This window comes from Klebsiella sp. R445 (assembly GCF_051131755.1).
Lineage (GTDB): Bacteria > Pseudomonadota > Gammaproteobacteria > Enterobacterales > Enterobacteriaceae > Klebsiella > Klebsiella lignicola.
Genome location: NZ_CP180446.1, coordinates 1,013,811 through 1,038,982, shown reverse-complemented (window position 1 = coordinate 1,038,982; position 25,172 = coordinate 1,013,811). Strand labels below are relative to the sequence as shown.

Genomic DNA, 25,172 nt, shown 5'->3' with positions numbered 1-25,172 from the left:
CGAAATACATAACCCACCGAACAGCAACAACGCCTTTATTCGTATGTTTCAATTGAATTAAATTCAATGAAGCATCTGTTGTGGCTAAACAATTACGGTCAGTTTGTCGTGTATAGTTTAATTCCACTCAACATTATCATCAATGATCTTCATATCTACTGGCACAGCGATGTCAGGATGGGTCGTGATGAGCAATCGCGCAATTCACTCTATGTTTTATACACGGGAGATGTTTCAGCAATGAACTGTCAGACTGAAAATATTAACGAAGCAAAAGTTATTCCCCCATCGGGTCTGTTGCCCGCAATGCTCGCGCTAGGCGCTGGTGGACTCTGTATCGGTACCGGTGAATTTGCTCCGATGAGCCTTTTGCCTGATTTGGCTGCGGGTACCTCAGTGTCGATACCGGCAGCTGGCGCATACATCAGTTCCTATGCCGCCGGCGTGGTGATTGGTGCGCCTTTACTCGCGGTGATGGCCGCGCGCTGGCCGCGCAAAACCCTGCTGATCATTTTATTAATCATCGCGGTAGCAGGTTACGCATTAAGCGCGGTGGCATGGAATTATTCCTCTTTGATGGTGGCGCGGTTTATCTCCGGTCTGCCACACGGTGCCTGGTATGGTGTCGCGGCTTTGGTTGCGGCCTCAATGGTGCCAGAAAACCAGAAAGCACAATATATCGCCTATGTGATGCTTGGCCTCGGGGTGGCGAATGTTGCCGGGGTCCCTCTGGTCACTTGGGCCGGGCAGGAGCTTGGGTGGCGGATGTCATTCATCTTCGTCTGTATTGGGATTGTGCTCACAGGGCTGATGGTATCGGCATTTATTCCCAAAATCCCACCAGAGAAAAGTGCATCCCCTCTTAAAGAATTAAGCGCGCTGCGCAGCCCGCAGGTTTTAATGGCGTTTGGGGTGGCCTCGGTGGGGTTCGCCGGCATGTTTGCGGTCTACAGCTTTATTACGCCAGCGCTTACCGAAGTGAGCGGCTTCGATCTCAAACAGGTTCCCTGGATACTTGTGCTATGGGGTTTAGGCATGGTAACCGGCAATATTGTGGGAGGGAGACTGGCTGACCGGGCTCTGATTCCATCGATCTATGGCATGATTATCTGGAATATCGTCTTCCTTGCGGTATTTGCCGTTGTCGCACAATGGAAAGTTTCGGCTTTAATTACCATTTTTCTGCTTGGCAATGGCTTTGCCCTGGTTCCGGCGCTGCAGGCCCACATGATGAACATTGCCGGAGAAGCGCAAACCCTGGCTTCATCCTTAACACATAGCGCATTTAATATTTCAAATGCACTAGGTGCCGCATTCGGCGCGCTTGCGATTTCATGCGGAGGATCCTGGGTATCGACAGGCTGGGTCGGGGTTTGTTTTTCACTCATCGGTCTGGTTCTTATGTTTTTATCCGTCAGAGTGACGAATAAAAAATAAACGTGATTATTGCTATGGTCTTATTTTATTAAAGAGTAATAACTGAATTAAACGTTTATGACGTGTTTAATCATGATGGCTAACTGCCGTGAATAATGAAATACGAAGTTGTGCTGCGATGTAATATTATACGCGTTGCTAAAGTGATAAATAGCAACCAAGGGACTATATTAAGAGATGATGAGGTGGGGCAGGTGGCCCACCTCAAACCCGTGTTATGTGAGATCGTTGTACGCCGATCTCAACACTTCGATAAATTCCTTCAGTCCTTGAGGCACCTGGCGGTGTCCAGGATAATACAGATGCAGAGCAGGTTCCATCGGTGACCAGTCAGGCAGCACAATGTGCAGTTCACCCCTCTTAATATATTCGGCGACCCGTTCTTCCAGACAATACATAATACCAACATCTTTTAATGCCAACTCGATACCGAGGGTGGTTTCATTGACACAGACCTGCCCTGGTACTTCGATCGTCCTGTGGTCATCACCTTTTTCAAAATCCCAGCGATAAATAACCCCTTGCCCGGTTCGAATTTGAATGCAGTTATGCGATTTCAAATCTTCAGGTATCACCGGCGTCTGTTTTCGGTAAAGATAACGGGGTGAGGCGACCGCAACCCACCTGAGCTCTGGCCCTAATTTAACGGCAACGAAATCCTCGGGTACCGTGCCGCCAAAGCGAATCCCGGCATCAAAGCCCGCCGAGACGATATCGACCATTTTGTCATCGACCGCTACTTCAACTTCGACGTCTGGATAGCTCTGGACAAATTTTGGTAAAAGCCGTGACACGATTAGCCTTGCGCCGTCAGCCAGCACGTTGATACGTAATCTGCCAACGGGCCGGTCACGCATCAGGTTGATTTCATCCAGTGCCTCACCAATTTCATTGAACCCAATCTCTAAGCGTCTGGCGAGATTAGCACCCGCATCGGTTGGGGCAACCGTTCTGCTTGTTCGGTTGAGCAGACGCACGCCCAACCTGGCTTCAAGATTACGCACCGAATGGCTAAGCGCGGAGGTAGTGATGCCCAGTTCAACGGCGGCTTGGGTAAAACTTCGCAACCTCTCAACCGTTCTGAAGGCATTTAGATCAGCGAGGTCACTGCGTGATAGTTTTGCTATAGGTCTTACAGGCATACGAAATTCTCATCAACCGTGAATATAGCTCATTGCAACATTGCATTAAACTCAACAATTACTGCCATAATTAAGTGTTATTTTTAATGTAATTCAACAATCTTGTCTACGGCCGGTGTCACATCCGATTTGACTGATGAGAAGCCTTCAATGTTCATCACATAAGGAATGCTTTGCGTGTTTCATCTTTGGACTTTCCTCCCGGCACTCTATATTGGGATCAGGCTGGTTTACCCTCGTCGGATCTCGTGGCTATTGAGATGCCTGATCTTTATCGCGCTTGCCATGGTTTCAGATTTTCATCTTCTCAGCAGGATGATATTCGGCACGATGTTTTCACCGGAGCTGCCGCAATTGGTGATGACGTTTTTAGGCTGGGGCTTCGGTTGCATCGTTATCCTGTTCGTTCTGCTGATTGTTCGTGATGTTTTGATCCTTGTTCATTATCTGATAACGCGGCATCGATATTCATCTTTGAAAGTCGATGGGGCGCTGGTCATTATCGCGGCATTGCTCTCCGGCATTGGGGTGTACGAATCGTTAAAAGTGCCTGACGTTCGTGAAGTAAAGGTCGTTATTCCGGGGTTGTCGAAAGAGTATGACGGCTATCGCGTTGTCCAGCTTACCGATCTCCATGTTAGCCGTCTCCTGACAGGGGCGTGGTTGCGTCAGGTTGTTGAGAAAACGAATGCCTTAAACGCTGACCTGATATTGCTTACCGGAGATATAATTGACGGCTCCGTGACCAACAGAAAAAATGATGTCAGCTCGCTTGCTCTGCTGAACGCTCATGATGGTGTATATGCCGTTACCGGTAATCACGAATATTATTTTGGTGCTGACGCATGGACCACTGAATTTACCCGTCTGGGTTTGCATTTTCTGAATAATCAACACGTCGTGCTTTCACGAAACGGTACGCGATTAGTTATTGCGGGGATTACTGACGATGTGGCCACAGAATATGGCAGCGCTCCGCCGGATTTATCTTCAGCCCTTTCTGGGACCGGCCCATCCGATAAAATCATACTGATGAGTCACCGCCCAGGAAATGCCCAGGACAGCGCCGACGCCGGGGTGTCATTGCAATTGTCAGGTCATACTCACGGGGGGATGATCTACGGCCTCGATAAGATGATTGCGCCCGCTAATAACGGCTACGTCTCCGGGTATTATCAGGTCAAAGCGATGTCTTTATATGTGAGTAACGGAACCGGGCTCTGGAATGGCTTCCCGTTAAGATTAGGCAAACCATCGGAAATAACATTGCTGACATTACATTCAGAAGGATGAATTTAATTCAATAAGGCATCTGGCTGACGTAAACAAAGTTATGCCTGTTTTCGGTTATAGTTCAGATAACCTTGAATAAACAAGGTTCTCCGAACAGTTGGGGAAATTAATATCGCCTGGAGGTGAAAAATGACGAATCCTGTGATCGCAAAAGGGCGTACGGCCGTGATAACTGGTGCAGCAAAAGGAATTGGCGCAGCAGCAGCAAAACGATTATCCCGGGAAGGGATGAACCTGTGTCTTTTCGATCGAGATGAGCAGGCATTGCAGGCATTATCCAACACGCTGGAAACGGAAGTCCGCCAGGTCTCCGGGGATGTCAGAAATCCCGAGGATATTCAAAAGCTGCTTAATATCACCTTGCGCGAGTTCGCTGATATTGCCTTGTTGATTAACAATGCCGGAATTTCGCACTCTGGTGGACCGTGGGGCGATCCTGATGACTGGCGGATCCAACTCGAAGGCAATCTGCTCTCTGTTATTAATGTTCAGCATATCTTCGTGCCGGTGATGTTATCGCTAAATAAACGTAGTGCGATCGTTAATCTTGGCTCTAAACAAGGCATCACGACGCCGCCAGGCAACAATGCTTATAACGTCTCAAAAGCCGGCGTCAAAATTGTTACCGAGCAGCTTGCGCATGACTTATTAAAAGAGTGCGGAAACAGGATTTCGGCGCATCTGCTGGTACCGGGCTATACCTGGACACCGATGAATTTCCCCGGGATGAACGAGAATACCGATATTCAGCCAACCGGCACGTGGACCTCTGAGCAAGTCATTGACTATTTTGTCGAACATTTCTCTGACGGTGATTTTTATATTATCTGTCCGGATGCGGCAGTAACGTCGGAAATAGACGCGAAGCGCATTACCTGGGCCTATCAGGATATTATTCAAAACCGGCCCGCGCTGTCTCGCTGGCATCCCGACTGGAAAGCGGCGTTTGAAACCTTCATGAAGTCCTGAACCTCTCAGGCCGATGCCGTCAGCTTTGTGAAGGAAATGACCACCGTTGGCGCTAATTTCCAGCTGGTCAACTATGCTGATGCCGTAGACGCTTTTACCTACCCGAAAGCCGATGTACCCGGAAAGATGGCGTATAACGAAGCCATCTGTAACCGGGCATTTCGCCAGATTGCCGCCACTTTACAAGACAGTCTGGTTTGACACAGCGAACATTGCCGCGGGGTAACAGGGGTTTATGCTGATAGCACAGGTTTCAGATATTCACCCGTCTACCGTTGCAGCTGAAGCTTTATCTCATTGACCAGCAGCGGATTGAGCGTTGCGCTGGCCGCATTTTCCCGGGAGATCACTACTACCTCCAGCGACGGTAACGCCGGGAGTTTCTCCGAATGGATGATGTGCAAATGTTCCGGGACGCTGCAGCGCGTCAGTACCGCGACCGCCATTCCACTTTCGACAACGGCAATCTGACCAGCAACATAGGGACTGCTGTAGGCGATTCGGTACCCCGAAGGTAGCTGTTCAAGCGCGGCCAGCACCTTTTTCCGCGCTTCGCTGCCATATTCATAAACGGCAACAGGCAAGGGGTGATCCTCCTTGATGACCGTGCTTTTTATCCCCGTCCATACTAGCTGTTCGCTGAATAGCAGCTCGCCGCGCCCGGAGATATCCCGGGTGACAATCGCCACATCCAGCATCCCGGACTCGATTTTCGGAATGAGGGTCAGGGAAGGCTCGCAGAAAAGCGATATCTCAATCGCCGGGTATTTTTCCCCGAAGGCCTTTAGCACCTGGGGCAGGTAGCGCACGGCGTAGTCATCGGGGATCCCGAGGCTGATTTTTCCCTGCACGTTCGACCCCGTCAGGCTCTGCATGGCTTCGGAATATACCCCCAGCAGGCGCTGGGCATGGAGCAGCAACTCCTGACCTGCGGGCGTCAAAGTAAGCCGTCTGACCTCGCGATTGAACACCTTGCGGCCCAGCGTCTCCTCGATTTTTTTGATGTGCATACTGATTGCCGATTGAGAACGGTACAGCGACGAGGTGGCTTCCGTCATCGAACCCGTGCGGGCCACGGTAATAAAGGTCTTTAGCCAGCTAATTTCCAGATGGGGTTCGGTCATATCACCTATCCGATTATCGAATGCTAATGCAGTGTATTATTCATTTTACGGGTAATCGTGTGCCGGGTAAATTCGCCTTACGGCTAATTGAGGTGAAATATGGGCAACGTCAGAGCTTATCTCGCCATCCAGGCATGCACGGTTTTATTCGGTTTATCGGCGCTGATGGGGGAGCAAATCCAGAGTGATATTACGGCGGTGGTATTGGGAAGAGGGGTGTTCGCGCTGCTTTTTCTCGGCGCGTTGCTGTGCCTGTTTGACAGATCGCGCACAGACATCCCCTGGCGCGATAAAAGCAAGCTGCTGCTGAATGGTGCATTGCTGGCCGGCCACTGGTTTTGCTTTTTTATGGGCGTCAAAGCCGGGGGCGTGGCGATCGGCACGCTCGGTTTTGCGACATTCCCCGCTTTTGTCATTATGATTGAGGCGGTGCTGTCGCATAAGAAACCGGCGCTTTTCGATATGTTATTGGTGGCGATGATCGTTGCTGGTGTCTATATACTCGCGCCGATGCGGACTGAAAATGCCGGCAGCCTGACGGGGCTACTCTGGGCGCTGGGATCGGGGTTTATCCATGCGCTGGTGATCATTTTTAATCGCTACCTGCGCATTCGGGCATCAGCGATACAGTCCTCCTGGTGGCAGTGTGCGGGCTGCGCGCTGGTAACGCTTCCTGGCGGGGTCGCGGGCCTGGTTCACAGCAGCGGCCACGATCTGGTTTTCATTGGTTTACTGGGCATTCTGTGTACTGGCCTGGCATACTGGATGCTGACCTGGGGCTTGCGCACGCTGCAGGCGAGTACCGTATCGATGATGATTGTGCTGGAGCCGGTGTATGCTGTGCTTCTGGCCTGGATTTTCTTACATCAGCAACCGGGCGGGCAAACCCTGATGGGAGCGGTGTTAATTATTGGCGCGTCGGTATTATCCGTCTGGTTGCCGGCGCGTCGTCGCGGCTTAACTAATTAATTCTTCTGTAGAGAGAAATATGACAACTGAACCGTTTTATCCCATCGGTACGCCTGGGCAGCCCTGGTCCGAGACTGAAAAGCAGTTGTGGCGAGAGCGCCAGACCCGCGTCAGATACTATAAAAATGATGTCCTTGACGTCCTGCACTCGCTCAATGACCGCTACGATCTTGTTCAGTATGGCGAGCTACACTACGGCGATGACCACTATCCGTTAATGGCGGCCAGGTCTAAAGCGTGGGATCCCAGCCTGCCTGTGGCGCTGATTACCGGCGGTGTCCACGGTTATGAAACCAGCGGCGTACTGGGCGCGCTGGAATTTTTATCCCACTATCAGAACGACTATGCCAGCGCGGTTAATCTGCTGGTTATCCCCTGTGTCAGCCCCTGGGCGTACGAGCGTGTTGCCCGCTGGAACTACCATGCGGTGGATCCCAACCGGCAGTTTTACCCGGAAGGTAAAGCGGAAGAGTCGTTAACGTTGATGGCATTTATCGCGCAGATACCAGAAAGCTTCCTGGTGCACGTCGATTTGCATGAAACGACGGACAGCGATGAAAGCGAGTTCAGTCCGGCACTGGCCGCCAGAGATGGCCGACAGTACGAGCCAGAATGCGTGCCGGATGGTTATTACCTGGTCAGCGATACACGCAACTCCAGGCTGGACTTCCAGAGCGCAATTATCTCCGCCGTGGAAACGGTGACGCATATTGCCCCGGCAGACCAGAAAGGCAGCATGCTGGGCTATCCGGTGGTGGCTCACGGGGTGGTTGAGTATGACAACGGCGCCTGGCATTTATGCGCCAGCATGACCAACGCGCCCTTTACCACCACCACGGAAGTCTATCCCGACAGCGCATCAACTACGCCGCAGGAGTGCACCCGGGCGCAGGTTGTCACACTCCACCAGGCTATCGAATTCGCAATATCACAGTGAATCTACTGGCCGGGAGCCTGCCCAGGCTATCCCGGCTATCAATATCCGCGAAGTGTTTAATATTCAGAAAGCATGAGATTGTTAAGGGTATTGCCTTATCCTATATTCTCATTGTGTACTTCACCTCACGGAATAAACAGAATGCTAAAGCGTCGAACCCTCAAAACCGCGCTTGCGGCCATGATATCCCTCGCCGTGCTGGCCGCGCCGGTTTATGCAAACCCTGGCAACGGTAACGGCAATGGGCACGGTAATAGTGGCAACAGCGGTAATCACGGCAATAATGGTAACAATGCCAATAACGGCCAGGAGAAGGGCAAGTCGAATGCCGACCACGGTAGCCGTAAAAACTATGGCAAACCGGACCACGTTGACTCCGATATCAGCTTCACCCGCGCGCGCTCGCTTGCGGTGAATTACGGCCTCGTCGGATATAAAACGCTGCCGCCGGGTATCGCAAAAAATCTGGTACGCGGTAAGCCGTTACCTCCGGGAATTGCCAAAAAAACCTTACCAGCGTCGATGATCAACGATTTGCCTTATTATCCGGGCTACGAATGGCGCGCCGTTGGCGATGACCTGGTGCTGATTGCGTTGAGCACCGCCATTGTGACCTCAATCATCAACGGTGTTTTCGATTAAGCCAGCCACATTGCGATAAGCCCCGCGGTTGCGGGGCTTAGTTTTTGAGCACTATCACGCCATCTGAGATTACCGCTGCATTAAGGCAAAAACACCCCAGCCGAAATACTCCCTCGTCCAGTGTACATGACGCTCCGGCGCGGTCGTTAAGGTCGAACGCACCTCCGGTGCAAAGTCATCTTCTGGATGTTGCTCCAGCCAGCGGCGCATCGTGAGCCATTTGGCTGCTTCGTATCGGTCCCAGCCTTCCTGATCTGCCAGCACCATCTCTACCAGGTCATAACCCTGCTCGTCAAACGTGGCGACAAGTTCGGGAAGGGGCAGAAAATCGGCCACGGCGCTGACCCCACAGGCTTTAGCGATCGCTTCTGTCGCGGGGAGCTGTCGCCAGTAAGGCTCACCAATAAGCAGGATCCCGCCGGATTTGAGGCTCTTTGACAGCAGTTCAATCGTCCCGGCGACGCCGTTAGCAATCCAGGTCGCGCCGATGCAGGCCGCCACATCACATTTCTCATCAGCAACGTAACCGGCGGCGTCGTGATGGATAAAATGCACCTGTCCGCTGACGCCAAGTTCCTCCGCGCGCTGCTTTGCCTGGGCGGTGAAGAGGGGGCTCAGGTCGATGCCGATGCCGTGAATACCATGATCGCGCGCCCAGGTGCAGAGCATCTCGCCCGAGCCGCTGCCGAGATCGAGAATTCGTGCATCCGGCGGCATGCGTAATACGCGACCCAGCGTGGCGTACTTTTCTGGCGTGAAAGGGTTATGGATCCGGTGTTCACTTTCACTAACGGTAAAAATACGTGGGATATCCATTATCCTCTCCTTAACGGTTATCGGGCTGAGCGCGAACCTGGCTCAATCCGGTGGTATTGATGCGGTAGGGCTGACCATTCACGGACTTAATCAGCTTTTTGGTTCTGAGTTTTTTGAAGACGGCGAGCGTGCAGTCGGAGAGCAACAGCCCTTCGCGGCTGTAGCATTCAACGGAAGTGACGCGGCCAGATACATCGCGGACGTGCGTAATACGTCCACCTTTGGCGAGTACGTGTAAGGTACGTTGTTCCTGACGGGATAAATTCATACTGGAAAACCTGTTTCATCATCATGTGCAAAACGTGCAAACACACAGCGGTGTCCGCATTCGATTTCAGCGCAGTGATAATCAGTCCGGCCTGAAAAGGTCGGGGGAGCTGATTATCAGATGATGACATTCTCCAGCATCAAAGCCTCGGGTTGAGTTGAAAGGTATTTACGTGATGAATAGTAACACACATTTTTTACAGGTGTATTTGAGAGGGGAAAAATGTGATCTGCTTCCAGCCAACATGGCGGCTGACAGGCCGGTTTTTCTTACCTATACTTGCCTGCAAGGTGATGGCGTTCCACCTTTCCCAACCGCCCCGTTCGGGGCTGATGACGCCTGATATGACTCTTGATTTCCAGGAGGTATGTCAGGCCGTTGAAAATCCTTTCCGGCCTGTGTACTTCCCTTAAGCGGGGATACACCATTGATTAATGTATTTGGTCACCTTAACCCAGACAGCGATGCTATCTGCACTGCCACCGTGACGGCGGACTGGCTGAACCGCTGCGGTCGTCCGGCTCGTGCCTGGCGACCCGGAGAGGCGAACCCTGAAACGCGCTTTATTTTTGACGCGGCCGGGTTGGCCCTGCCACCTCTCCTTGATATTCCCCTGATTGATGAACCGGTATGGCTGGTGGATTTTACCGAACCGGCGCAGGGGCCTGCAGATCTTCAGCAGAGCAATATTATCGGCGTTATCGACCATCACCGCCTGGGTGGGCTGGTCACGCAGCTGCCGCCGGAGGTGTGGGTTAAACCGGTAGGGAGCAGCGCAACGGTTCTCTGGCTGCTGATGGACGCAGAGATGCACCGCACGATGCGCCCGGCGTATGTGATCCTGCTGCTTGGCGCGCTGCTCAGCGACACCGTCAATCTGCGCTCACCCACGACCACCGAAGATGACATCCGTATCGCCACTGAGCTCTGCGCCCTGGCGGGAGTGGAGCGTGAGTCGTTTGTTCACCAGCTGCTGGCCGCCAAAACAGATATCAGCGGACAGTCTGCCGGACAGTTGCTCAATAAGGACCTCAAGGCGTTTTCGCTCGCCGGTACCGATGTGCGGATTGCGCAACTGGAGGTGGGTTCACCCGAGCAGGTCGCTCCTTTACTGGGAGAGCTGCAAAGCGCGATGGCGCAGATGGCGGTAACCACCGGCGCCGGGCTGATCGTACTGATGGTGACCGATATTCGTGAATGCAGCTCCACACTCTATTTTGCCGGGCCTGAAGGGAACAACGTGGGTTCATGTGACCAACCGGGCATGGTCAGCCGGAAGAAGCAGTTGCTGCCGTGGCTTGACCACTTCCTCAGTCAACGCCGGAGTCAGTGAACAGCATCCTCCGCCCCCGAACCATACTGTCAGATTGAGGGGGCTGGTGCGGGGGAGGACGCCTGGAGCGATTATTTAACCCGCTTCCCCGTGTGGTCCACCACGGCTTCGCCATCCTCTTTGACAAACGCGCCTTGCTGGCCTTCGGGAAGAATATCCAGCACCATTTCCGAAGGACGGCAAAGGCGGGTGCCAAGGGGAGTGACAACCACAGGGCGATTCATCAGTATCGGGTGCTGAAGCATAAAATCGATCAGCTGCGCTTCGGAAAACTGGTCTTCATCAAGCCCCAGCTGTTCATAAGGCTCGACATTCTTACGCAGCAGCTCCCGTGCGGTGATACCCATATCGGCAATCAGCGTAACCAACTCGTTGCGTGTTGGCGGCGTTTCAAGGTACAGGATCACTTCCGGCTCCACGCCGCTGTTGCGGATTAATGCCAATGTGTTACGCGAGGTACCACAGGCCGGGTTGTGATAGATAATAATATTGCTCATTTCAGTATCTCACGACAAAGTGGCTGAGAGCCGCCATGCCAGCGCGGACAGGGTAACAAACAGTACCGGCAGGGTCATGATGATGCCGGTGCGGAAGTAATATCCCCAGGTGATAGTCATATTTTTCTGTGCCAGAACATGCAGCCACAGCAGGGTGGCAAGGCTGCCAATCGGGGTAATTTTCGGGCCTAAATCGCAGCCGACGATATTGGCAAAAATCATCGCGTCTTTGATGACCCCCGTCGCCGTGCTGCCGTCAATCGACAGCGCGCCAATCAGAACCGTCGGCATATTATTCATCACCGACGACATCAGCGCGGTAAGGAAACCGGTGCCGAGCGTTGCGGCCCATAACCCCTTGCCGGCCAGCTGATTCAGCACCCAGGACAGATGCTCCGTCAGCCCGGCATTGCGAAGTCCGTATACCACCAGGTACATGCCCAGCGAGAAAACCACGATCTGCCAGGGGGCTCCCCGCAGGACTTTCCCGGTATTAATGACATGGCCTTTCTTCGCCACCACCATAAGCACTGCCGCGCCAGTGGCTGCTATTGCGCTGACGGGGATCCCCAGCGGTTCCAGAATAAAGAAGCCCACCAACAGGAATAACAGTACTACCCAGCCCGCCCTGAACGTTGCCGGATCCTTGATCGCACTGGCCGGCGTTTTCAGCAGCGTAACGTCATATGTTGCTGGGATATCCTTGCGAAAGAACAGATGCAGCATGATCAGCGTGGCGGCAATGGCGGCCAGGTTCACCGGGACCATCACGGAGGCATACCGGGTGAAGCCCAGATTGAAGAAATCCGCCGAGACGATATTCACGAGGTTAGAGACAATCAGCGGCAAACTGGCGGTGTCTGCGATAAAGCCCGCCGCGATAACAAAGGCCAGCGTGGTCCTTGTGCTGAATCCCAGCGCGAGCAGCATGGCGATGACAATCGGCGTCAGGATCAACGCCGCACCGTCATTGGCAAACAGCGCAGCAACGGCAGCACCGAGCAGCACTATCCAGGTAAACAACAACCGGCCTCGCCCGTTTCCCCAGCGGGCGACGTGCAGCGCGGCCCATTCGAAGAAACCGGACTCATCAAGCAGCAGGCTGATAATGATCACCGCGATAAATGCAGCCGTCGCGTTCCAGACGATATTCCAGACGATGGGGATATCCCCAACGTGGATGACCCCGGTGGCCAACGCCAGCGCGGCTCCAATACTTGCACTCCAGCCGATACTGAGGCCTCTTGGTTGCCAGATAACCAGCACCAGAGTTAGTAAAAAGAGGCTTGCGGCCAAAAACATGTCGGGCTCCAATATATATGATTATATGTATATGATTGACGTGATTAGCAGGAGCTACAGGCCGATGTCGCCAACCGCTCGCGCACATCCTCCCGCAGGCATTGCCAGGAGGTTGCGATCACCTCCGCCGCCCATGCCGGCATGTGGGGGGACAGGCGATAGTGGATCCATTTACCTTCCCGACGGTCGAGCACCAGCCCGGATTCACGAAGGATCGCCATGTGTCGCGAAATTTTGGGTTGTGACTCGGCAGTGACCGCGCAGATGTCGCAGACACAAAGCTCTCCGGATTCCCGGAGAAGCATGACAATAGCCAGACGTGTTTCATCGGCCAGAATTTTGAAAAGCTGAACAGGTTGTAGCATTTCTCACTCCGTTCCTTTATGTTTCACATATGGTAAATCATATGTGATGAGTTTGAAATCACCTTTTTCTTGAAAGAGTAGGGTGAATATCGGGCAGGCTGCTGCAGCGAGCGAAAGGAAACGCACGAGGCGTTTTCACGCCCTTTTGGCGCAATGTCGCCTGGCGGGCTCGCGATGGGCGGTGAGTGCAGTGGGGCGGGGTTTACCTGTCCTGCTCAACAAGAGCCAGCTCTGCGACGTGGTATTGAATTGAAATGGGGGCGTTAATTTCGAGTGACCATGTGGCAGAAAGCCCACACCACGCCATAAGCGCACAGCCGAGCTGTTCAGACTCGTCGTGGGTGATTTTGAGCATGGCCTTCATGCCATCAGCCGCCATTTTTACCGGGAGAAGCTGGGATGTATGCGTGGCAAGCGGCGGGCCATCCGGGATGAGTTTCCAGCGCTCCAGCCAGTATGCGAGCTCGCCGTTATTCGTTATTGCTTCCTGGATGGTCATAAAATATTCCCTGTCGTCTCTAAAAACGTACCGCGTCCGGGGAGAGGTAGCTCTCTAGTAATGCACAAGTCCGCCATCTACGGCGTACTGGCTGCCGGTTACATAGGATGCATCATCAGAAAGCAGAAAGAGTGCAACAGCAGCGGCTTCTTTTGCTGTTCCTGCCCTGCCAAGAGGGACCTGGCTGACAACAAAATCCTCAAACTGCTGGCGTGACTCTTCCGGCATAAAATGTCTGAAGTTCGTTTCAATCGGGCCGGGTACCAGAGTATTGGCTCGAATACCGCGTACGGCCAGCGCAGCGGCCCAGCTTTTAACCATTGCGACAACGGCGCCTTTAGTTGCTGCATAGAGGCTTGTCATTGCGGCACCTTCATAAACCGAAGAAGATGAGGTTACAAGAACAGATGCTCCTGAATTGAGTGAGCCGGAGAGAGCGGCCAGCTGCAGCATGGGACCACGGACGTTAGTATTCATCATATTGTTGAAAGCATCAGCCGTCACCGATTCCGGAGAACCGACCTCCGCGAAGCCGGCATTAAGCCATAGCCCGTCAAGCGAGCCCCAACGGCTGATCTCTGTTTGCAGCTTATTTATATCCGCTTCGCTGGCAGCATCACTTTTGAGGATAAGTGATGTCTCAGGTAGTAGGCTGCGGGCATGTTCAAGCCGTTCTTCATTAAGCCCAGTGACGGCCACATGACCGCCCTCACTGACAATACGCTGCGCACCTGCGAATCCCATGCCGCTGGTACCGCCTGTGATAAGTACGCGTTTACCCTGAAATCTGCTCATGATTACCCCGTCTGTGTCTTTCGAATCATCACTTACCTTACGAAGATAGCTATCGGTCGTCATCTGTTTCATAACGCAACAGTGCCATTACTGTTTTCTACGTCTGCGTCTGGCATTTAACTGACCGCTGCGAAGGTCTGCTTTGAGCGAGGAATGGATGTTCAATTTGTTGTGGTTCTTCAATACGGCCTTACGTTACAAGGGGGAGATGACCCAACTTCTCATGCATAAAATCAATCAGTGCTCGTGTTTTCGCGGGCAAGTAGCGTCGATTGGAATAAAGCGCAAACAGGTGCAATGGGGCTGCCGACTGTTCAAACTCAATCTCGATGAGTCGCCCATTGTTGATATAGGGTTGGCAGGCTTGTTTCGAGAGAATGGCAAAACCGACACCTGCTACCGCAGCTCGTCCTGCCATCTCTCCGCTGTTTACCCGATAATGCTCTTTAACTGCAATTGTCTCGAACCTACCTTTTGCACTGACAAATTGCCAGGGGGTCCCTTTCAGTGCGCTTACCGTTGTAATGCAGGGTAATTCTTCAAATTGCTGGATATGAGAAGGGGTGCCATAACGCTGAATGATGGAGGGAGATGCAACTATGGTACAAGGGATAGTGACCAGATGACGGGCGATGTAGTCACTGTCATCCATCTGACCACGGCTAACAATGACAGCCAAATCAAGATCATCTCGCAGAGAGTCGAAGCCTGACAAATTAGTGACACAGCTGATCTCCACATCTGGATACTGACAGGCGAAATCGGCAATCACCGAACCCAGCAATGCAGGACCTATTTCATTGGGAATACAGATACGTAATGGGCCTTTGAGCTGAACCTGCCCCTGTGCTAATTCAGACTCAGTTTGTTCAAGTGCTTCAAGTAGCGGTCTTGCTCGCGCGTAGAGCAGTTGCCCCGCCTGGGTGAGCTTCATATGACGTGTACTGCGCTCGATAAGCTGAAGATTCAGTTTTTCTTCTAACTTAGAAATACAACGACTTACGTTTGATGTCGGCATATCAAGGGCTTTGGATGCTCCAACGAAGCTTTCTCTATCAACCACGGCAATGAATACTTTCAGGGTAATAAAGTCGAGAGTCGGACGCATAGTAAATCCCATATTTGATAACAATATATGCCGTTTTTACCATCTTATCCTGATTATTGATAGCAGATAAGCTTTTGGCATCCTTCACTTATCGGTTGCTTGTAATGCCACAGGTTACTCAGATGTTTAATCATAAAACGCTAATGCGGATAGCCATCATAATTGCCTTTATCCAGTTTACTAATGCGCTGGAATATATGGCGTTAACGCCTGTTTTTTCTTTTATGGCGGAAGCGTTTTCGGTTCCAGTTTCATTTTCTGGATATGTTTCCGGGATGTACACATTAGGTGCAGTTCTTTCCGGTGTTGCTGCTTTTTATTGGATAGACCGATTTGATAAAAAACGTTTCTTAATGCAGAACATGTTGCTGTTGGGTTCACTAACGTTTATGTCTACATTTACAACAAATTTTGACGCGCTATTGGCTCTACGATTTTGCGCAGGATTGGTTGGTGGTACAACGATGGGGGTGGGGACGAGCATCTTGATAAATTATTCTCCCGTTAACATGCGTGGGAAAATGCTGGCAACGGTCATTGCATCATTTTCAATAGTTAGTATCGTTGGTATGCCAGTGACATTATTTTTTTGCACACACTATGATTGGCATATTTCTCTGTGGGCAATCAGTTTTCTTTGTCTGCTGTCTTTACCACTTATAGCCTGTTTTATTCCCAAGAATGCAGCTCAATCACGCGCTAAGAACAAGCTATCTATTGATGCTCAAACCCTGCTTTTCGCTTCTTGTAATGCGCTGGTCCAGTTTAGCCCGATGCTGATTATCCCCATTTTGACCCCATTAATGACCCATCATTTAGGGGCACAGCAAGACCAACTGCCTTTGCTGTTCTTAAGCGGAGGGATTGCCGGTTATCTATCTACAAAAATAACAGGAGTTCTGACATCACGTTTTTCCGCTCTGATGCTGGCTACAATCTCAACGCTCCTTTTTGTACTCAGTTTACTGATCCCTGCAATCGGCTATCATAATGCGGTTCTATTTATTATCTTATTTCTTGCTGCATCGTATAGCCGGCTGGTTTCATCGTCTTCGGTTACGATCCAATATCCAGCGGATGAGCAACGAGCCAGTTTTTCTTCGTTACAGGCTGCGATAATGTCCCTGATAACAACTCTTGCATTCTTTTTGTCGTCCTTATTACTGTCCGACCACGGCATAACAACACAGAATTTAGACAGATTACTGGTCGTCTGTGCATTAACTGCAATTGGGTTTCCCCTGATGGTCATGGCACTGCAAAAAAAACTGGCTAAATGAGCTAAAGGTCCGCTATGCACGAAGAACGGACCTTCACATTTAGTTTGAATGAACATTTATTGCTGATTAGCTGCCTCTGTTACTTTCCCTAAGCGATTCTGAATAATTCTGGTGCAGCATTGCCACCAGAGGCATCAGATGATTTTCTGTCAGGGGTGCCAGTAACAGAGATTTCGAACCGTCAGTGGGATACCAGATAACTTCTTCTATCTCCGCCGCTGGCTGAATATCGCTGGCAGTCAGGACATTGTGATAAATTTCAGCAATAACGACGCGTCCTGGCTCGTTTATCGCCTTGTCCGTGAAACGCCCAACGTAGCTAAAGTCCTGGCCAGTCAGGTTAAGATTCAGCTCCTCTTGCAACTCTCTCGTTAGGGCTGCGACGGGGGATTCATTCGGTTCCATTTTTCCGCCTGGCTGAATAAAATGGGTCGTGCCACGCTTCCTGACCAGCAGACAACGCCCGGACTCGTCAGTAATAATGGCAGCTGCAATGCAAATATCTTGATTGTTGCTCATGGTTCTCTCTTTAGGGTAACTGGGTGAGTAAAATCGCGCGGCGTTGAATCTAAAATGGAGCGAAAAGCAGCAGTAAATGCGGCTGGGCATGAGAAACCTAGCTGGTAAGCAACCTGTTTGATTGGGATGCCATTCGCCAGAAGATCTAACGAGGCACAAATTCTGGCTCTCTGCTTCCATGCTCTGTAACTAAAGCCAGTATCTTTAATAAACAATCGCGAAAATGTACGTTCAGACACAGCCGCGATATAAGCAAGCTCACCCAGCGATGCATCCCAGCGCTGATTAACCAGTAACTCTCTCGCTGCACTGAATAATCTCTCATCATGCGGCATTGGAAGCTCTGTAGTTAAGGGGGGAGCCTCGCTGAGAATTTCCAGAAGCAACAGCGCCATTTTCCGTTGACTCGGTCTGTTGTAGTCCTCGCTGAATAGCCCGGCAATCAGCTCTTTCACCAGTGCCGTAGCTGTAATCACATGCACCTGATGACTCTTCATAAAGTTCGAGCATTCTTCGATGAGGCTGCTGCTGAAATAGATGGCCCGTAGGTCGGTTTGTGAAAGCAGGTGATAGCTATGGATTTGAAGAGGCGGTAGCCATAATGCACGCTGAGGAGGTATTACCCAGCGGTCACTCTCTGTTTCAACCAGCATCACACCTCTGGTGGCAAACAGTAGCTGTCCCTCAACATGATGATGTGGAGGATCCGCCTCTCCACGTTGATAGCTTATCGCTGTGCTTGACCAACCTGTTGCTGCATCATGTCTTGGCGCCTTATCTATACTACCTGGCATTTCAGATTTAGCCCCTGCAATTATGATCGAAGTTGGAATCACCCGCAGTATAGCCTTAATGGATGGATGAGTGATTTATAATTCAAATTATCATAGATATTACAGGAACATATCATAATGCGAGTCCACTTTATCGTACATGAAAGTTTCGAAGCACCAGGGGCTTATGAAACATGGGCAAGAAATCAAGGTCATGATGTGACGTACTCACGTGTGTACGCAGGTGACCTACTGCCAGCAAACGCCGAAGGCATCGATTTCCTTATCGTCATGGGCGGTCCGCAAGATCCAGTTACTACCCTGGAAGAATGCCCGCACTTTGATTCCAAAGGTGAACAGGCGTTGATTGCTTCTGCAATTCAAACGGGAAAGGCCGTGATCGGTATCTGCCTCGGCTCACAGCTCATCGGTGAAGCGCTGGGTGCGCCATTCGCTCACAGCCCTGAAAAAGAGATTGGTAAATTCCCGATCACCCTGACTGAAGATGGCTGCAAGGATGCGATGTTCTCTCATTTTACGAAAACGCTTGAAGTCGGTCACTGGCATAACGACATGCCAGGTCTGACACCGGAAGCAAAAATTATCGCTTATAGCGAAGGTTGTCCGCGCCAGATCGTTTCATACTCGGAGCGGGTCTTTGGTTTTCAGTGCCACATGGAGCTTACATTGGACGTTGTTGAACTGCTGATCGCCAATTCTGAAAAAGAGCTGAGTCATGCCACAGAATACCGTTTCGTTAATACTCCAGAGGAACTCCGGGCGCACGATTACAATGAAATGAATCAGGCGCTTTTTGGTTTCCTGAATAAGCTGGAAGTACATTACAAAGCAGTTCAAGAATAACGTCATGCCCGGTGATGCGAGTCACCGGGCATGACGGGCTATCTCAAGTACTCTCTGTCTAAGCCTGAGAATCGCTATCCGTTGAACGTGTCAGTGTTTCCCATTGTTCAATTTCTTTCTCTAACGCCGCGAGTTTTTGCCGCACTAAACTCAATGCATCGCTGCCTAACAATAAATGTGTGGGTGGGTTGTGGCTCTCAATGTTCGCCAGCATGGCGCGGGCGGCCTTCACGGGATCGCCCAACTGCTTGCCGCTTTTTTCCATCCGCGCCTGCCGAATGGGTTCGAACAGGGCATCGTAGTCCGGGATGCTGCGAGCGCTGCGTACCATTGAGCGCCCGGCCCAGTCGGTGCGAAACGAGCCTGGCGCCACGGCGGTCACGTGGATATTGAACGGAGCCAGCTCTTTGCTTAACGTCTCTGATATGCCTTCCAGCGCAAATTTGCTGCCGCAATAATAGCTGATGCCGGGCAGGGTAATAAAACTGCCCATCGAGGTGATATTAATAATATGCCCGCGACGGCGCTGGCGCATGCCCGGTAATACGGCTTTGATCATCGCTACTGCGCCAAACACATTCACTTCAAACTGCTGGCGCATCTCTGCGAGCGAGGACTCTTCCATGATGCCTTCATGGCCGTAACCGGCATTGTTCACCAGCACATCAACCGGACCAACGGTTGACTCAACTTCCGCGACCACCTCAGCAATACGCTCAGCGTCCGTAACATCCAGTAAGCGGCCAAAAGCCCGATGCGCATCGAGCGCCTCGAAAGCCTGCTTTGCGTTGTGGTTACGCACGGTCCCGATGACCCGATGACCCGCGGCGAGTGCTTCCTGCGCCAGTGCCAGGCCAAAGCCGCTGCTGACACCGGTGATTAAAATCGTTTTTACAGATGGCATAAAAAGAACTCCCATGAACAGTTAATGTTGCATGGTATTCTCTGTATTGCCGTACTTTGAGGCCGAATCTTCTCTTTTTATTGCCTGATTTTATGAGGTGCTGTGATGTCCGGGATGATGACCTTGATGAAAGCACTGGCCGTGCAGGAGGGGTACAACCTGACTGCGTTGCCTGATGTGCGGATCTTGCGTGCCGACCGGCCGCTTGCCAGAACCCCTGTGCTCTACGATCCGGGGATCGTGATTGTCTGCCAGGGCAGCAAACGTGGTTATTTCGGCCAGCAGACCTATCTATATGATGAGCAGCACTACCTGGCGGTTTCGGTGCCGGTGCCGTTTGTGATGGAAACTGACGCCTCGGCGGAACATCCGTTGCTGGCGATTTATATGCATCTTAATTTTCAGCTTGCTGCTGAACTGATGTTGCAAATTGAACAACATGGCGCCCCGCAGCCCTCCGCTGTGCCGCAAAGCATGATGTCGAGCCCGATGGACGATGCGGTAAAAACGGCGGTTCTGCGCTTGCTTGAAGTTCTGAACAACCCGCTTGAGGCAGCGATCCTCGGTCCTGCGCGGGTGCGCGAACTCTATTTCCGCGTCCTGACGGGCGAGCAGGGCAATGCGATGCGTGCCGCGTTGGCCTTGCAGGGGCAGTTCGGCAAAATCGGTAAAGTGCTACAGCGCATCCATGCCCTCTACGCTGAGCCGTTAACGTTAACGCAGCTGGCGATGGAAGCCGGCATGAGTGTGCCGACGTTCCATAGCCATTTCAAAGCGATAACCCGGATGCCGCCGATGCAGTATGTGAAGTCGGTCCGCCTGCACCAGGCGCGGATGTTGATGGTGCGCCAGCGGATCACTGCCAGCGCCGCCAGTTACGCCGTCGGCTATGAAAGTCCGTCTCAATTTAATCGCGAGTTTAAACGCTTATTTGGCCTGCCGCCGGCGGAGGAGATAAAACGCATGCAGCGTTATTTCGCTGTTCCGCCAGCCCAGCAAGCGTCGGTATTTATTTCATCGCATTAAGCGCCTGGCCCATTAGGCTATAAGGCTGATTTGGCATGACTGATAAGCCATGAATCAGAGGGCAAATACCGTTTCGATCTCAATCTTGAGGTCGGGTGAAAAGAGGCGGCTGATTTCCACCAGCGAACTGGCAGGCAAGTGATCGCCGTAATGTCGGTAGAGCACCTCGCGCAGCGCATTGATCTCTTCAAAAGAGGTAATGAAAATGGTCCCTTTAATCAGGGACGAGAAATCAGCTCCCTCGGCGCTGACGATTTTCCGAATCTGACTGAATATTTCCTCAGCCTGTTCAGCGATACCTGATTGCTGCGCGGGCGTGCCGAATGCGGTTAGCCCTGAAATATAGAGCGTGTCGCCATGTCTCACGGAGTGAACGTAGGGGGCTTTTACCTCACCTAATTCAGGATAATTTTTGCGAATCACCTTATTCATAATGGGTTCCTTAATAGGGCTGAACAGAAATCAATCCTCGAATGCATTGCAGGTCTGGCGATGAGTGAAAGAGTAGGCACTTTAGTTTTGCTTGTTTTGGTACAGATCCCAGCGGTTGCCGAAGATATCGTGACCAGAAAAATAGACATATCACCATACCGTAACATCGGCCTGGCCTTTAGAAACAGGAAAACCCTCTCCCGGGCGGTAAAACAGTTTATTGATTACCTTGATTACAGGAATGGATAAACGGTCCGGGTAGCGTTTGTGAAACAGGAATGACGAACGTAACTAAGCGCTGCAAAATAACAATAACTCTATAGTCAGGCAGAAGGTTCTGAACAGTGAACGAAAATAATTTACCCGTGGTTCTTATCCCTGGCTTTATGCTTGATGAAACATTATGGGACGATTTTATCGCGCAGTATCCCGGCAAGCGGTATTTCATTCCGGTAAGCCTGGCGCAGGGAACCACCATTGATGAGATAGCCACGAACATAGCAAAGACGTTACCTGAACGCTTTATCCTGGCCGGTTTTTCTCTGGGGGGCTATGTTGCCAGAGCCATATATGATGCTTTTCCTGACCGTACAGCCGCTATGATCCTGATCGCCACCTCGCTGAGAGAAGATTCGCCCAGACAGAAAGAGTCCCGCATCGCTGCCTCGAGTGCCACTTCAGCAAAGGAATTCAGGGGACTGAGCGCAACGGCTATCAGAAAATCCCTTCATGCTGACTCTGCCTCTGATGCTGCGATCATTGAAAAAATCAGGAAGATGGGAAAGCGGCTGGGAGTTGAGGTATTCAAAGCCCAGTCAGGGTTGAACCGCGAACGCATTACCATAAAACCGGTTACTTGCCCGGTATATGTCATTGCGGCAAAGCAGGATCAGCTTCGCTCATTGACGGAAGCCGAAGAGCTGGCTGCACTGACCGGAGCTCGTCTTGATTGCATTGACGGCAGTGGTCACCTTATTCCTATGGAACAGCCAGCGGAACTGGCACAGCTTGTTGCCTGCTGGCTTACCGATACGGGTCTGTGATTCAATTCTAATGAATGTCAATAATATAAAAACCTAACGCTGCGTAAAATTTGGTATTAAAGGCGGCCATGTTATCTGTAGTGAGTGTGGCGCCGGTCAGGCCGCGTTGCTGCCCATAAACCAAGTTTCAATGCTGCTATGCGCGAGGAGCAAACATTAGTTGTTCTAACGACTCCTCGCTGCAGGTTTCTTTTATCAGAATTGATACGCAACGGTGACTGAAACATTACGCGGCTCACCGTAGACGTAGCCACTCATATAGGTGTAGTACGTCCGGTCAAACAGGTTATTCACGTTAGCCTGTACCGAGACCTGCTTATTAACCTGATATTGGGCAAACAGGCTAGCCAGTGGATAACTACCCTGGTAAACACGCTGGGTGCTGCCATCGGGTGCGGTAACATCCTCAAACACACGGTTTTGCCAGTTGATTCCCCCGCCAATGGTCAGCGCCTGGAGCATCGGCAGGCGATAACGGGTAAACAATTTCAGGTCAGTCTGAGGCTGATCCGGGTTATAGCGCCCCTCAGAATCACGCGCGACATAGCGGGTTGCGCCAAAGGTCATTTGCAGGTTATCGGTGAGTGCGCCGTTCAACTCAAACTCGGCTCCTTTGCTGCGGGCCCCTTTGGTTGGCGCGTATGCCTGCTCGCTGCTGTTATTGACAAAACTGCCATCCACGGCCTGACCAACATTATTTTGTTCTATGCGGAAGACCGCCATGGTTGCGGTGAGGCGGCCATCAAACCAGGCGGATTTCAGACCAGTTTCATAGCTTTTTCCCGTGACGGGGGCCAGATATTTTCCACTGCTGTCGCGATAGGTCTGCGGTTGGAAGATAGAGGTGTAGCTGGCATAAGCAGACCAGGTGTCATTGATGTCATACACCGCGCCAGCGTAGGGTGTAATGTTGTTTTTTTCCATATTGCCGCTCGTCCCATCGGTGCTGTACTTGGTATAACGTGCACCGACAATGAGCGACAGTGGATCGCTAAGAGAGAAACGCGCCGCGGTGTAGGCCGATTTCTGGCGCACTACGTCATCCGCGTTCTGATACCAGTCACCCCATGTGGGCTCGGCGATATTGCCATTCCAGTGATTGTTGAAGATACCGATATCGCTAGCGGCAATATCACCGGCATCCTCATCCGTGATGCCGTTGCTACTGTTGGTCACATTATGCTGACGGCTGTAGCTCATACCCGCCATCAACTGATGCTCACGCCCGAAGAGCTCAAACGGACCGCTGGCGTAACCATCCACGGAGGTCAGTTCACGCTTGCCCCGGTCCATACTGCCAAAACCATCGGCACCTTCGCCGGTGTCCTGATCCGGGTATGACAAATAGCCCACATAAAGTAGCTTATCGCTGAAGGTGTTTTCAGCATGGGTACCGTTCAGGCGGAACGTCCAGCCGTTATCAAAGTTATGTGTCAGGTCGGCATACACTTTGCGAGCGGTTGTATGATAGTAGGTCCAGTCGGCGGCAGAATTCAGGTTGCGCGAGTAATGGGTCAGGGCGCCATTGCTGTAGAACACCGGGTTGCCACCCCAGGTGGGATCGTTGGTATCGGCATCCTGATAATCGTAGCCAAGCGATAACGTGGTGTTATCGGTAATATCCGCATCTACCACGCCATAGAAGAATTTGGTGTTTTTACTATACCGATCCAGCCAGCTGTCCTGATTCTGGTAACCGGCAATGACGCGGCCGCGCACCGATCCTGATGCATTTAATGGGGTGGACACATCGGCGACATAACGCTGTTTATTCCAACTGCCGTAACTGGCGTTGAATGTACTGGTAAACTCTTTGCTGTCAGCATGCTTACGCACCATATTGACGGAGGCTGCCGGACTACCCGCCCCGGTCATCAGGCCCGTTGCGCCACGAACCACCTCGATACGGTCATAAATTGCCGTGTCTGAAGCCGCATCGCCATAGTTCCAGGCATCACCCACCGAGGTAGGAATACCGTCAAAAGTAAAGTTGCTCAGTTGAAACCCACGCGAGAAGTAGTAAGTACGCTCACTGTCAATCAAATTACTGGTGATGCCTGTGGTGTTATTGAGAACATCATTCACCGTCTGCAGTTGCTGATCCTGCATACGTTGCTGAGTGATCACGCTGACGGACTGCGGGACATCACGCGGTGTCAGCAGCAGCCTGGTCCCCGCACGCGTGGTTTTAACCTGGTAATCTGTCTTGTCCTGAGATGCCGTGGCGTCGCTATCAGCATTGGCATTCACGACCATGACTTCCGGCGTTTGCGTTTCCTCTGCCGCCAGGGCCGGGTTGAGGAAGGCATGTATCGCCAGTGTCAGAAATGAGATGGTGAAGGTTTTACGGATGCGTGGCTCGCCCGTACCCGCACAGATTTCCCTGCGATCCAAAAACATAGTATTTCCCGCCAAAAAGAGTGTTGTTGTGTTAATTCTTATTTTTAAGTGCAGCGCTACGCGTTCTCGTCTGGCCAACCGAATGAACGCGTCAGCGGAGAGCGGTTTCGTAGCGGCGCGATTTCTCACGCAAGTTTTGCGGGGGGATGTCACAGCGACGGCATGTGCCCAAACATTTTAGTATTACGCACGATGCAGCGGCATTTAATGCTAAGAACCGCACTTGTTGAGAAAGCCAATGATAATCATTTGCTTTAAAAAAACTAAAAATGTCTCATTTAATTGTGTAACTAGTTATGTAAATTACTGTAAATCAATATATAGCGGTGAAATCGGAACGTTGGTTGTCGATGTTCAGACTTTTATCGCCGTGAATTCATTGCCAAATTTCGCCGTTTTCAGCTTAAAAAAACGTGTTTATGCTATGAATTGGCA

At 51.5% G+C, this 25,172-nt stretch carries 26 protein-coding genes, 1 pseudogene and 1 riboswitch; of the genes and pseudogenes, 12 read left to right on the top strand and 15 right to left on the bottom strand.

Going from position 1 to position 25,172, the window contains the following annotated elements; genetic code table 11:
* Positions 1–66 precede the first annotated feature (66 nt).
* A complete protein-coding gene (locus ACMYSN_RS04880; RefSeq protein WP_462497233.1) occupies positions 67–1,437 on the top strand; it encodes an MFS transporter in 1,371 nt (456 codons plus the stop codon).
* 215 nt (positions 1,438–1,652) lie between these two features.
* On the opposite strand, the gene ACMYSN_RS04875 is transcribed toward ACMYSN_RS04880, so the two are convergent.
* On the bottom strand, positions 1,653–2,579 hold the full coding sequence (locus ACMYSN_RS04875; RefSeq protein WP_174510048.1) for a LysR family transcriptional regulator: 927 nt from the start codon (positions 2,577–2,579) through the stop codon (positions 1,653–1,655).
* Between the two features lie 177 nt (positions 2,580–2,756).
* Between ACMYSN_RS04875 and ACMYSN_RS04870 the strand changes: the two genes are divergently transcribed.
* The 3 genes from ACMYSN_RS04870 to ACMYSN_RS04860 all read left to right on the top strand — a co-directional run bounded on the left by ACMYSN_RS04870 (position 2,757) and on the right by ACMYSN_RS04860 (position 5,042).
* Positions 2,757–3,872: a metallophosphoesterase gene (locus ACMYSN_RS04870; protein WP_462497232.1), complete on the top strand. Its 1,116-nt coding sequence runs from the start codon at positions 2,757–2,759 to the stop codon at positions 3,870–3,872.
* Positions 3,873–4,001: 129 nt separating this feature from the next.
* A complete protein-coding gene (locus ACMYSN_RS04865; protein ID WP_462497231.1) occupies positions 4,002–4,841 on the top strand; it encodes an SDR family oxidoreductase in 840 nt (279 codons plus the stop codon).
* A 36-nt stretch (positions 4,842–4,877) separates the two neighbouring features.
* Positions 4,878–5,042: a hypothetical protein gene (locus ACMYSN_RS04860; protein WP_462497230.1), complete on the top strand. Its 165-nt coding sequence runs from the start codon at positions 4,878–4,880 to the stop codon at positions 5,040–5,042.
* Between the two features lie 68 nt (positions 5,043–5,110).
* Here ACMYSN_RS04860 and ACMYSN_RS04855 read toward each other — a convergent pair whose 3' ends face one another.
* Positions 5,111–5,965: a LysR family transcriptional regulator gene (locus ACMYSN_RS04855; RefSeq protein ID WP_462497229.1), complete on the bottom strand. Its 855-nt coding sequence runs from the start codon at positions 5,963–5,965 to the stop codon at positions 5,111–5,113.
* 99 nt (positions 5,966–6,064) lie between these two features.
* Between ACMYSN_RS04855 and ACMYSN_RS04850 the strand changes: the two genes are divergently transcribed.
* The 3 genes from ACMYSN_RS04850 to ACMYSN_RS04840 all read left to right on the top strand — a co-directional run bounded on the left by ACMYSN_RS04850 (position 6,065) and on the right by ACMYSN_RS04840 (position 8,513).
* Complete coding sequence (locus ACMYSN_RS04850) at positions 6,065–6,934, top strand: DMT family transporter (protein WP_462497228.1); 870 nt, start codon at positions 6,065–6,067, stop codon at positions 6,932–6,934.
* Positions 6,935–6,953: 19 nt separating this feature from the next.
* Positions 6,954–7,871, top strand: coding sequence for a M14 family metallopeptidase (locus tag ACMYSN_RS04845; protein WP_462497227.1), 918 nt, complete (start codon positions 6,954–6,956; stop codon positions 7,869–7,871).
* Between the two features lie 141 nt (positions 7,872–8,012).
* Positions 8,013–8,513, top strand: a complete 501-nt coding sequence (locus ACMYSN_RS04840; protein ID WP_462497226.1) for an anti-virulence regulator CigR family protein — start codon at positions 8,013–8,015, stop codon at positions 8,511–8,513.
* A gap of 69 nt (positions 8,514–8,582) precedes the next feature.
* Here the strand turns inward: ACMYSN_RS04840 and ACMYSN_RS04835 are convergent, their stop codons facing one another.
* Positions 8,583–9,329 carry an SAM-dependent methyltransferase gene (locus tag ACMYSN_RS04835; RefSeq protein WP_462497225.1) on the bottom strand — a complete coding sequence of 249 codons (747 nt, stop codon included), beginning with the start codon at positions 9,327–9,329 and terminating at the stop codon, positions 8,583–8,585.
* Between the two features lie 10 nt (positions 9,330–9,339).
* The gene (locus ACMYSN_RS04830; protein WP_123753881.1) at positions 9,340–9,597 is read right to left on the bottom strand and encodes a YjhX family toxin; all 258 of its coding nucleotides are present in this window, start codon (positions 9,595–9,597) and stop codon (positions 9,340–9,342) included.
* Between the two features lie 280 nt (positions 9,598–9,877).
* Positions 9,878–9,946: riboswitch (Fluoride riboswitch) on the top strand.
* Between the two features lie 78 nt (positions 9,947–10,024).
* Here ACMYSN_RS04830 and ACMYSN_RS04825 point away from each other — a divergent pair.
* Positions 10,025–10,930 carry a DHHA2 domain-containing protein gene (locus ACMYSN_RS04825; RefSeq protein ID WP_462497224.1) on the top strand — a complete coding sequence of 302 codons (906 nt, stop codon included), beginning with the start codon at positions 10,025–10,027 and terminating at the stop codon, positions 10,928–10,930.
* A gap of 71 nt (positions 10,931–11,001) precedes the next feature.
* Here the strand turns inward: ACMYSN_RS04825 and arsC are convergent, their stop codons facing one another.
* From arsC to ACMYSN_RS04795, 6 genes and pseudogenes are all read right to left on the bottom strand, one after another.
* The gene (gene arsC / locus ACMYSN_RS04820) at positions 11,002–11,427 is read right to left on the bottom strand and encodes a thioredoxin domain-containing protein (RefSeq protein WP_462497223.1); all 426 of its coding nucleotides are present in this window, start codon (positions 11,425–11,427) and stop codon (positions 11,002–11,004) included.
* A 9-nt stretch (positions 11,428–11,436) separates the two neighbouring features.
* Positions 11,437–12,729, bottom strand: coding sequence for an arsenic transporter (locus tag ACMYSN_RS04815; protein WP_462497222.1), 1,293 nt, complete (start codon positions 12,727–12,729; stop codon positions 11,437–11,439).
* A gap of 44 nt (positions 12,730–12,773) precedes the next feature.
* Complete coding sequence (locus ACMYSN_RS04810) at positions 12,774–13,094, bottom strand: metalloregulator ArsR/SmtB family transcription factor (RefSeq protein ID WP_462497221.1); 321 nt, start codon at positions 13,092–13,094, stop codon at positions 12,774–12,776.
* 298 nt (positions 13,095–13,392) lie between these two features.
* Positions 13,393–13,593 (bottom strand): annotated as a pseudogene (locus ACMYSN_RS04805) (aminoglycoside phosphotransferase family protein); the annotation flags it as partial.
* A gap of 54 nt (positions 13,594–13,647) precedes the next feature.
* On the bottom strand, positions 13,648–14,388 hold the full coding sequence (locus ACMYSN_RS04800; protein ID WP_462498199.1) for an SDR family oxidoreductase: 741 nt from the start codon (positions 14,386–14,388) through the stop codon (positions 13,648–13,650).
* A 190-nt stretch (positions 14,389–14,578) separates the two neighbouring features.
* On the bottom strand, positions 14,579–15,496 hold the full coding sequence (locus ACMYSN_RS04795) for a LysR family transcriptional regulator (RefSeq protein WP_462497220.1): 918 nt from the start codon (positions 15,494–15,496) through the stop codon (positions 14,579–14,581).
* A 104-nt stretch (positions 15,497–15,600) separates the two neighbouring features.
* Here ACMYSN_RS04795 and ACMYSN_RS04790 point away from each other — a divergent pair, with 104 nt between their 5' ends.
* A complete protein-coding gene (locus ACMYSN_RS04790) occupies positions 15,601–16,776 on the top strand; it encodes an MFS transporter (protein ID WP_462497219.1) in 1,176 nt (391 codons plus the stop codon).
* 66 nt (positions 16,777–16,842) lie between these two features.
* Here ACMYSN_RS04790 and ACMYSN_RS04785 read toward each other — a convergent pair whose 3' ends face one another.
* Both ACMYSN_RS04785 and ACMYSN_RS04780 read right to left on the bottom strand, forming a co-directional pair.
* Positions 16,843–17,295 carry an NUDIX hydrolase gene (locus ACMYSN_RS04785; protein ID WP_462497218.1) on the bottom strand — a complete coding sequence of 151 codons (453 nt, stop codon included), beginning with the start codon at positions 17,293–17,295 and terminating at the stop codon, positions 16,843–16,845.
* Entirely contained in the window at positions 17,292–18,089 is a 798-nt protein-coding gene (locus ACMYSN_RS04780; protein WP_462497217.1) for an AraC family transcriptional regulator, read from the bottom strand. Before ACMYSN_RS04780 ends, ACMYSN_RS04785 begins: the two co-directional genes overlap by 4 nt.
* Positions 18,090–18,206: 117 nt before the next feature.
* Between ACMYSN_RS04780 and ACMYSN_RS04775 the strand changes: the two genes are divergently transcribed.
* Positions 18,207–18,932: a type 1 glutamine amidotransferase gene (locus tag ACMYSN_RS04775; RefSeq protein ID WP_462497216.1), complete on the top strand. Its 726-nt coding sequence runs from the start codon at positions 18,207–18,209 to the stop codon at positions 18,930–18,932.
* A 58-nt stretch (positions 18,933–18,990) separates the two neighbouring features.
* On the opposite strand, the gene ACMYSN_RS04770 is transcribed toward ACMYSN_RS04775, so the two are convergent.
* Positions 18,991–19,836: an oxidoreductase gene (locus ACMYSN_RS04770; RefSeq protein WP_462497215.1), complete on the bottom strand. Its 846-nt coding sequence runs from the start codon at positions 19,834–19,836 to the stop codon at positions 18,991–18,993.
* Positions 19,837–19,941: 105 nt separating this feature from the next.
* On the opposite strand from ACMYSN_RS04770, the gene ACMYSN_RS04765 reads away from it, so the two are divergent.
* Positions 19,942–20,862 (top strand): AraC family transcriptional regulator, encoded by a 921-nt coding sequence (locus ACMYSN_RS04765; protein WP_462497214.1) that lies wholly within the window; start codon positions 19,942–19,944, stop codon positions 20,860–20,862.
* A gap of 54 nt (positions 20,863–20,916) precedes the next feature.
* On the opposite strand, the gene ACMYSN_RS04760 is transcribed toward ACMYSN_RS04765, so the two are convergent.
* A complete protein-coding gene (locus ACMYSN_RS04760) occupies positions 20,917–21,294 on the bottom strand; it encodes a RidA family protein (RefSeq protein ID WP_462497213.1) in 378 nt (125 codons plus the stop codon).
* Positions 21,295–21,638: 344 nt separating this feature from the next.
* Between ACMYSN_RS04760 and ACMYSN_RS04755 the strand changes: the two genes are divergently transcribed.
* Entirely contained in the window at positions 21,639–22,337 is a 699-nt protein-coding gene (locus ACMYSN_RS04755; protein ID WP_462497212.1) for an alpha/beta fold hydrolase, read from the top strand.
* Positions 22,338–22,532: 195 nt separating this feature from the next.
* Here ACMYSN_RS04755 and fhuE read toward each other — a convergent pair whose 3' ends face one another.
* Positions 22,533–24,737, bottom strand: a complete 2,205-nt coding sequence (fhuE, locus tag ACMYSN_RS04750) for a porin family protein (protein WP_462497211.1) — start codon at positions 24,735–24,737, stop codon at positions 22,533–22,535.
* Between the last annotated feature and the right edge of the window lie 435 nt (positions 24,738–25,172).

Bases quoted from the DNA above. Each gene is read 5' to 3' on its own strand.
- ACMYSN_RS04880 (WP_462497233.1), top strand. From the start codon at position 67: ATGAAGCATCTGTTGTGGCTAAACAATTACGGTCAGTTTGTCGTGTAT.
- ACMYSN_RS04875 (WP_174510048.1), bottom strand. From the start codon at position 2,579: ATGCCTGTAAGACCTATAGCAAAACTATCACGCAGTGACCTCGCTGAT.
- ACMYSN_RS04865 (WP_462497231.1), top strand. From the start codon at position 4,002: ATGACGAATCCTGTGATCGCAAAAGGGCGTACGGCCGTGATAACTGGT.
- ACMYSN_RS04860 (WP_462497230.1), top strand. From the start codon at position 4,878: ATGACCACCGTTGGCGCTAATTTCCAGCTGGTCAACTATGCTGATGCC.
- ACMYSN_RS04855 (WP_462497229.1), bottom strand. From the start codon at position 5,965: ATGACCGAACCCCATCTGGAAATTAGCTGGCTAAAGACCTTTATTACC.
- ACMYSN_RS04850 (WP_462497228.1), top strand. From the start codon at position 6,065: ATGGGCAACGTCAGAGCTTATCTCGCCATCCAGGCATGCACGGTTTTA.
- ACMYSN_RS04845 (WP_462497227.1), top strand. From the start codon at position 6,954: ATGACAACTGAACCGTTTTATCCCATCGGTACGCCTGGGCAGCCCTGG.
- ACMYSN_RS04840 (WP_462497226.1), top strand. From the start codon at position 8,013: ATGCTAAAGCGTCGAACCCTCAAAACCGCGCTTGCGGCCATGATATCC.
- ACMYSN_RS04835 (WP_462497225.1), bottom strand. From the start codon at position 9,329: ATGGATATCCCACGTATTTTTACCGTTAGTGAAAGTGAACACCGGATC.
- ACMYSN_RS04830 (WP_123753881.1), bottom strand. From the start codon at position 9,597: ATGAATTTATCCCGTCAGGAACAACGTACCTTACACGTACTCGCCAAA.
- arsC (WP_462497223.1), bottom strand. From the start codon at position 11,427: ATGAGCAATATTATTATCTATCACAACCCGGCCTGTGGTACCTCGCGT.
- ACMYSN_RS04815 (WP_462497222.1), bottom strand. From the start codon at position 12,729: ATGTTTTTGGCCGCAAGCCTCTTTTTACTAACTCTGGTGCTGGTTATC.
- ACMYSN_RS04810 (WP_462497221.1), bottom strand. From the start codon at position 13,094: ATGCTACAACCTGTTCAGCTTTTCAAAATTCTGGCCGATGAAACACGT.
- ACMYSN_RS04800 (WP_462498199.1), bottom strand. From the start codon at position 14,388: ATGAGCAGATTTCAGGGTAAACGCGTACTTATCACAGGCGGTACCAGC.
- ACMYSN_RS04795 (WP_462497220.1), bottom strand. From the start codon at position 15,496: ATGCGTCCGACTCTCGACTTTATTACCCTGAAAGTATTCATTGCCGTG.
- ACMYSN_RS04790 (WP_462497219.1), top strand. From the start codon at position 15,601: ATGCCACAGGTTACTCAGATGTTTAATCATAAAACGCTAATGCGGATA.
- ACMYSN_RS04785 (WP_462497218.1), bottom strand. From the start codon at position 17,295: ATGAGCAACAATCAAGATATTTGCATTGCAGCTGCCATTATTACTGAC.
- ACMYSN_RS04780 (WP_462497217.1), bottom strand. From the start codon at position 18,089: ATGCCAGGTAGTATAGATAAGGCGCCAAGACATGATGCAGCAACAGGT.
- ACMYSN_RS04775 (WP_462497216.1), top strand. From the start codon at position 18,207: ATGCGAGTCCACTTTATCGTACATGAAAGTTTCGAAGCACCAGGGGCT.
- ACMYSN_RS04770 (WP_462497215.1), bottom strand. From the start codon at position 19,836: ATGCCATCTGTAAAAACGATTTTAATCACCGGTGTCAGCAGCGGCTTT.
- ACMYSN_RS04765 (WP_462497214.1), top strand. From the start codon at position 19,942: ATGTCCGGGATGATGACCTTGATGAAAGCACTGGCCGTGCAGGAGGGG.
- ACMYSN_RS04760 (WP_462497213.1), bottom strand. From the start codon at position 21,294: ATGAATAAGGTGATTCGCAAAAATTATCCTGAATTAGGTGAGGTAAAA.
- fhuE (WP_462497211.1), bottom strand. From the start codon at position 24,737: ATGTTTTTGGATCGCAGGGAAATCTGTGCGGGTACGGGCGAGCCACGC.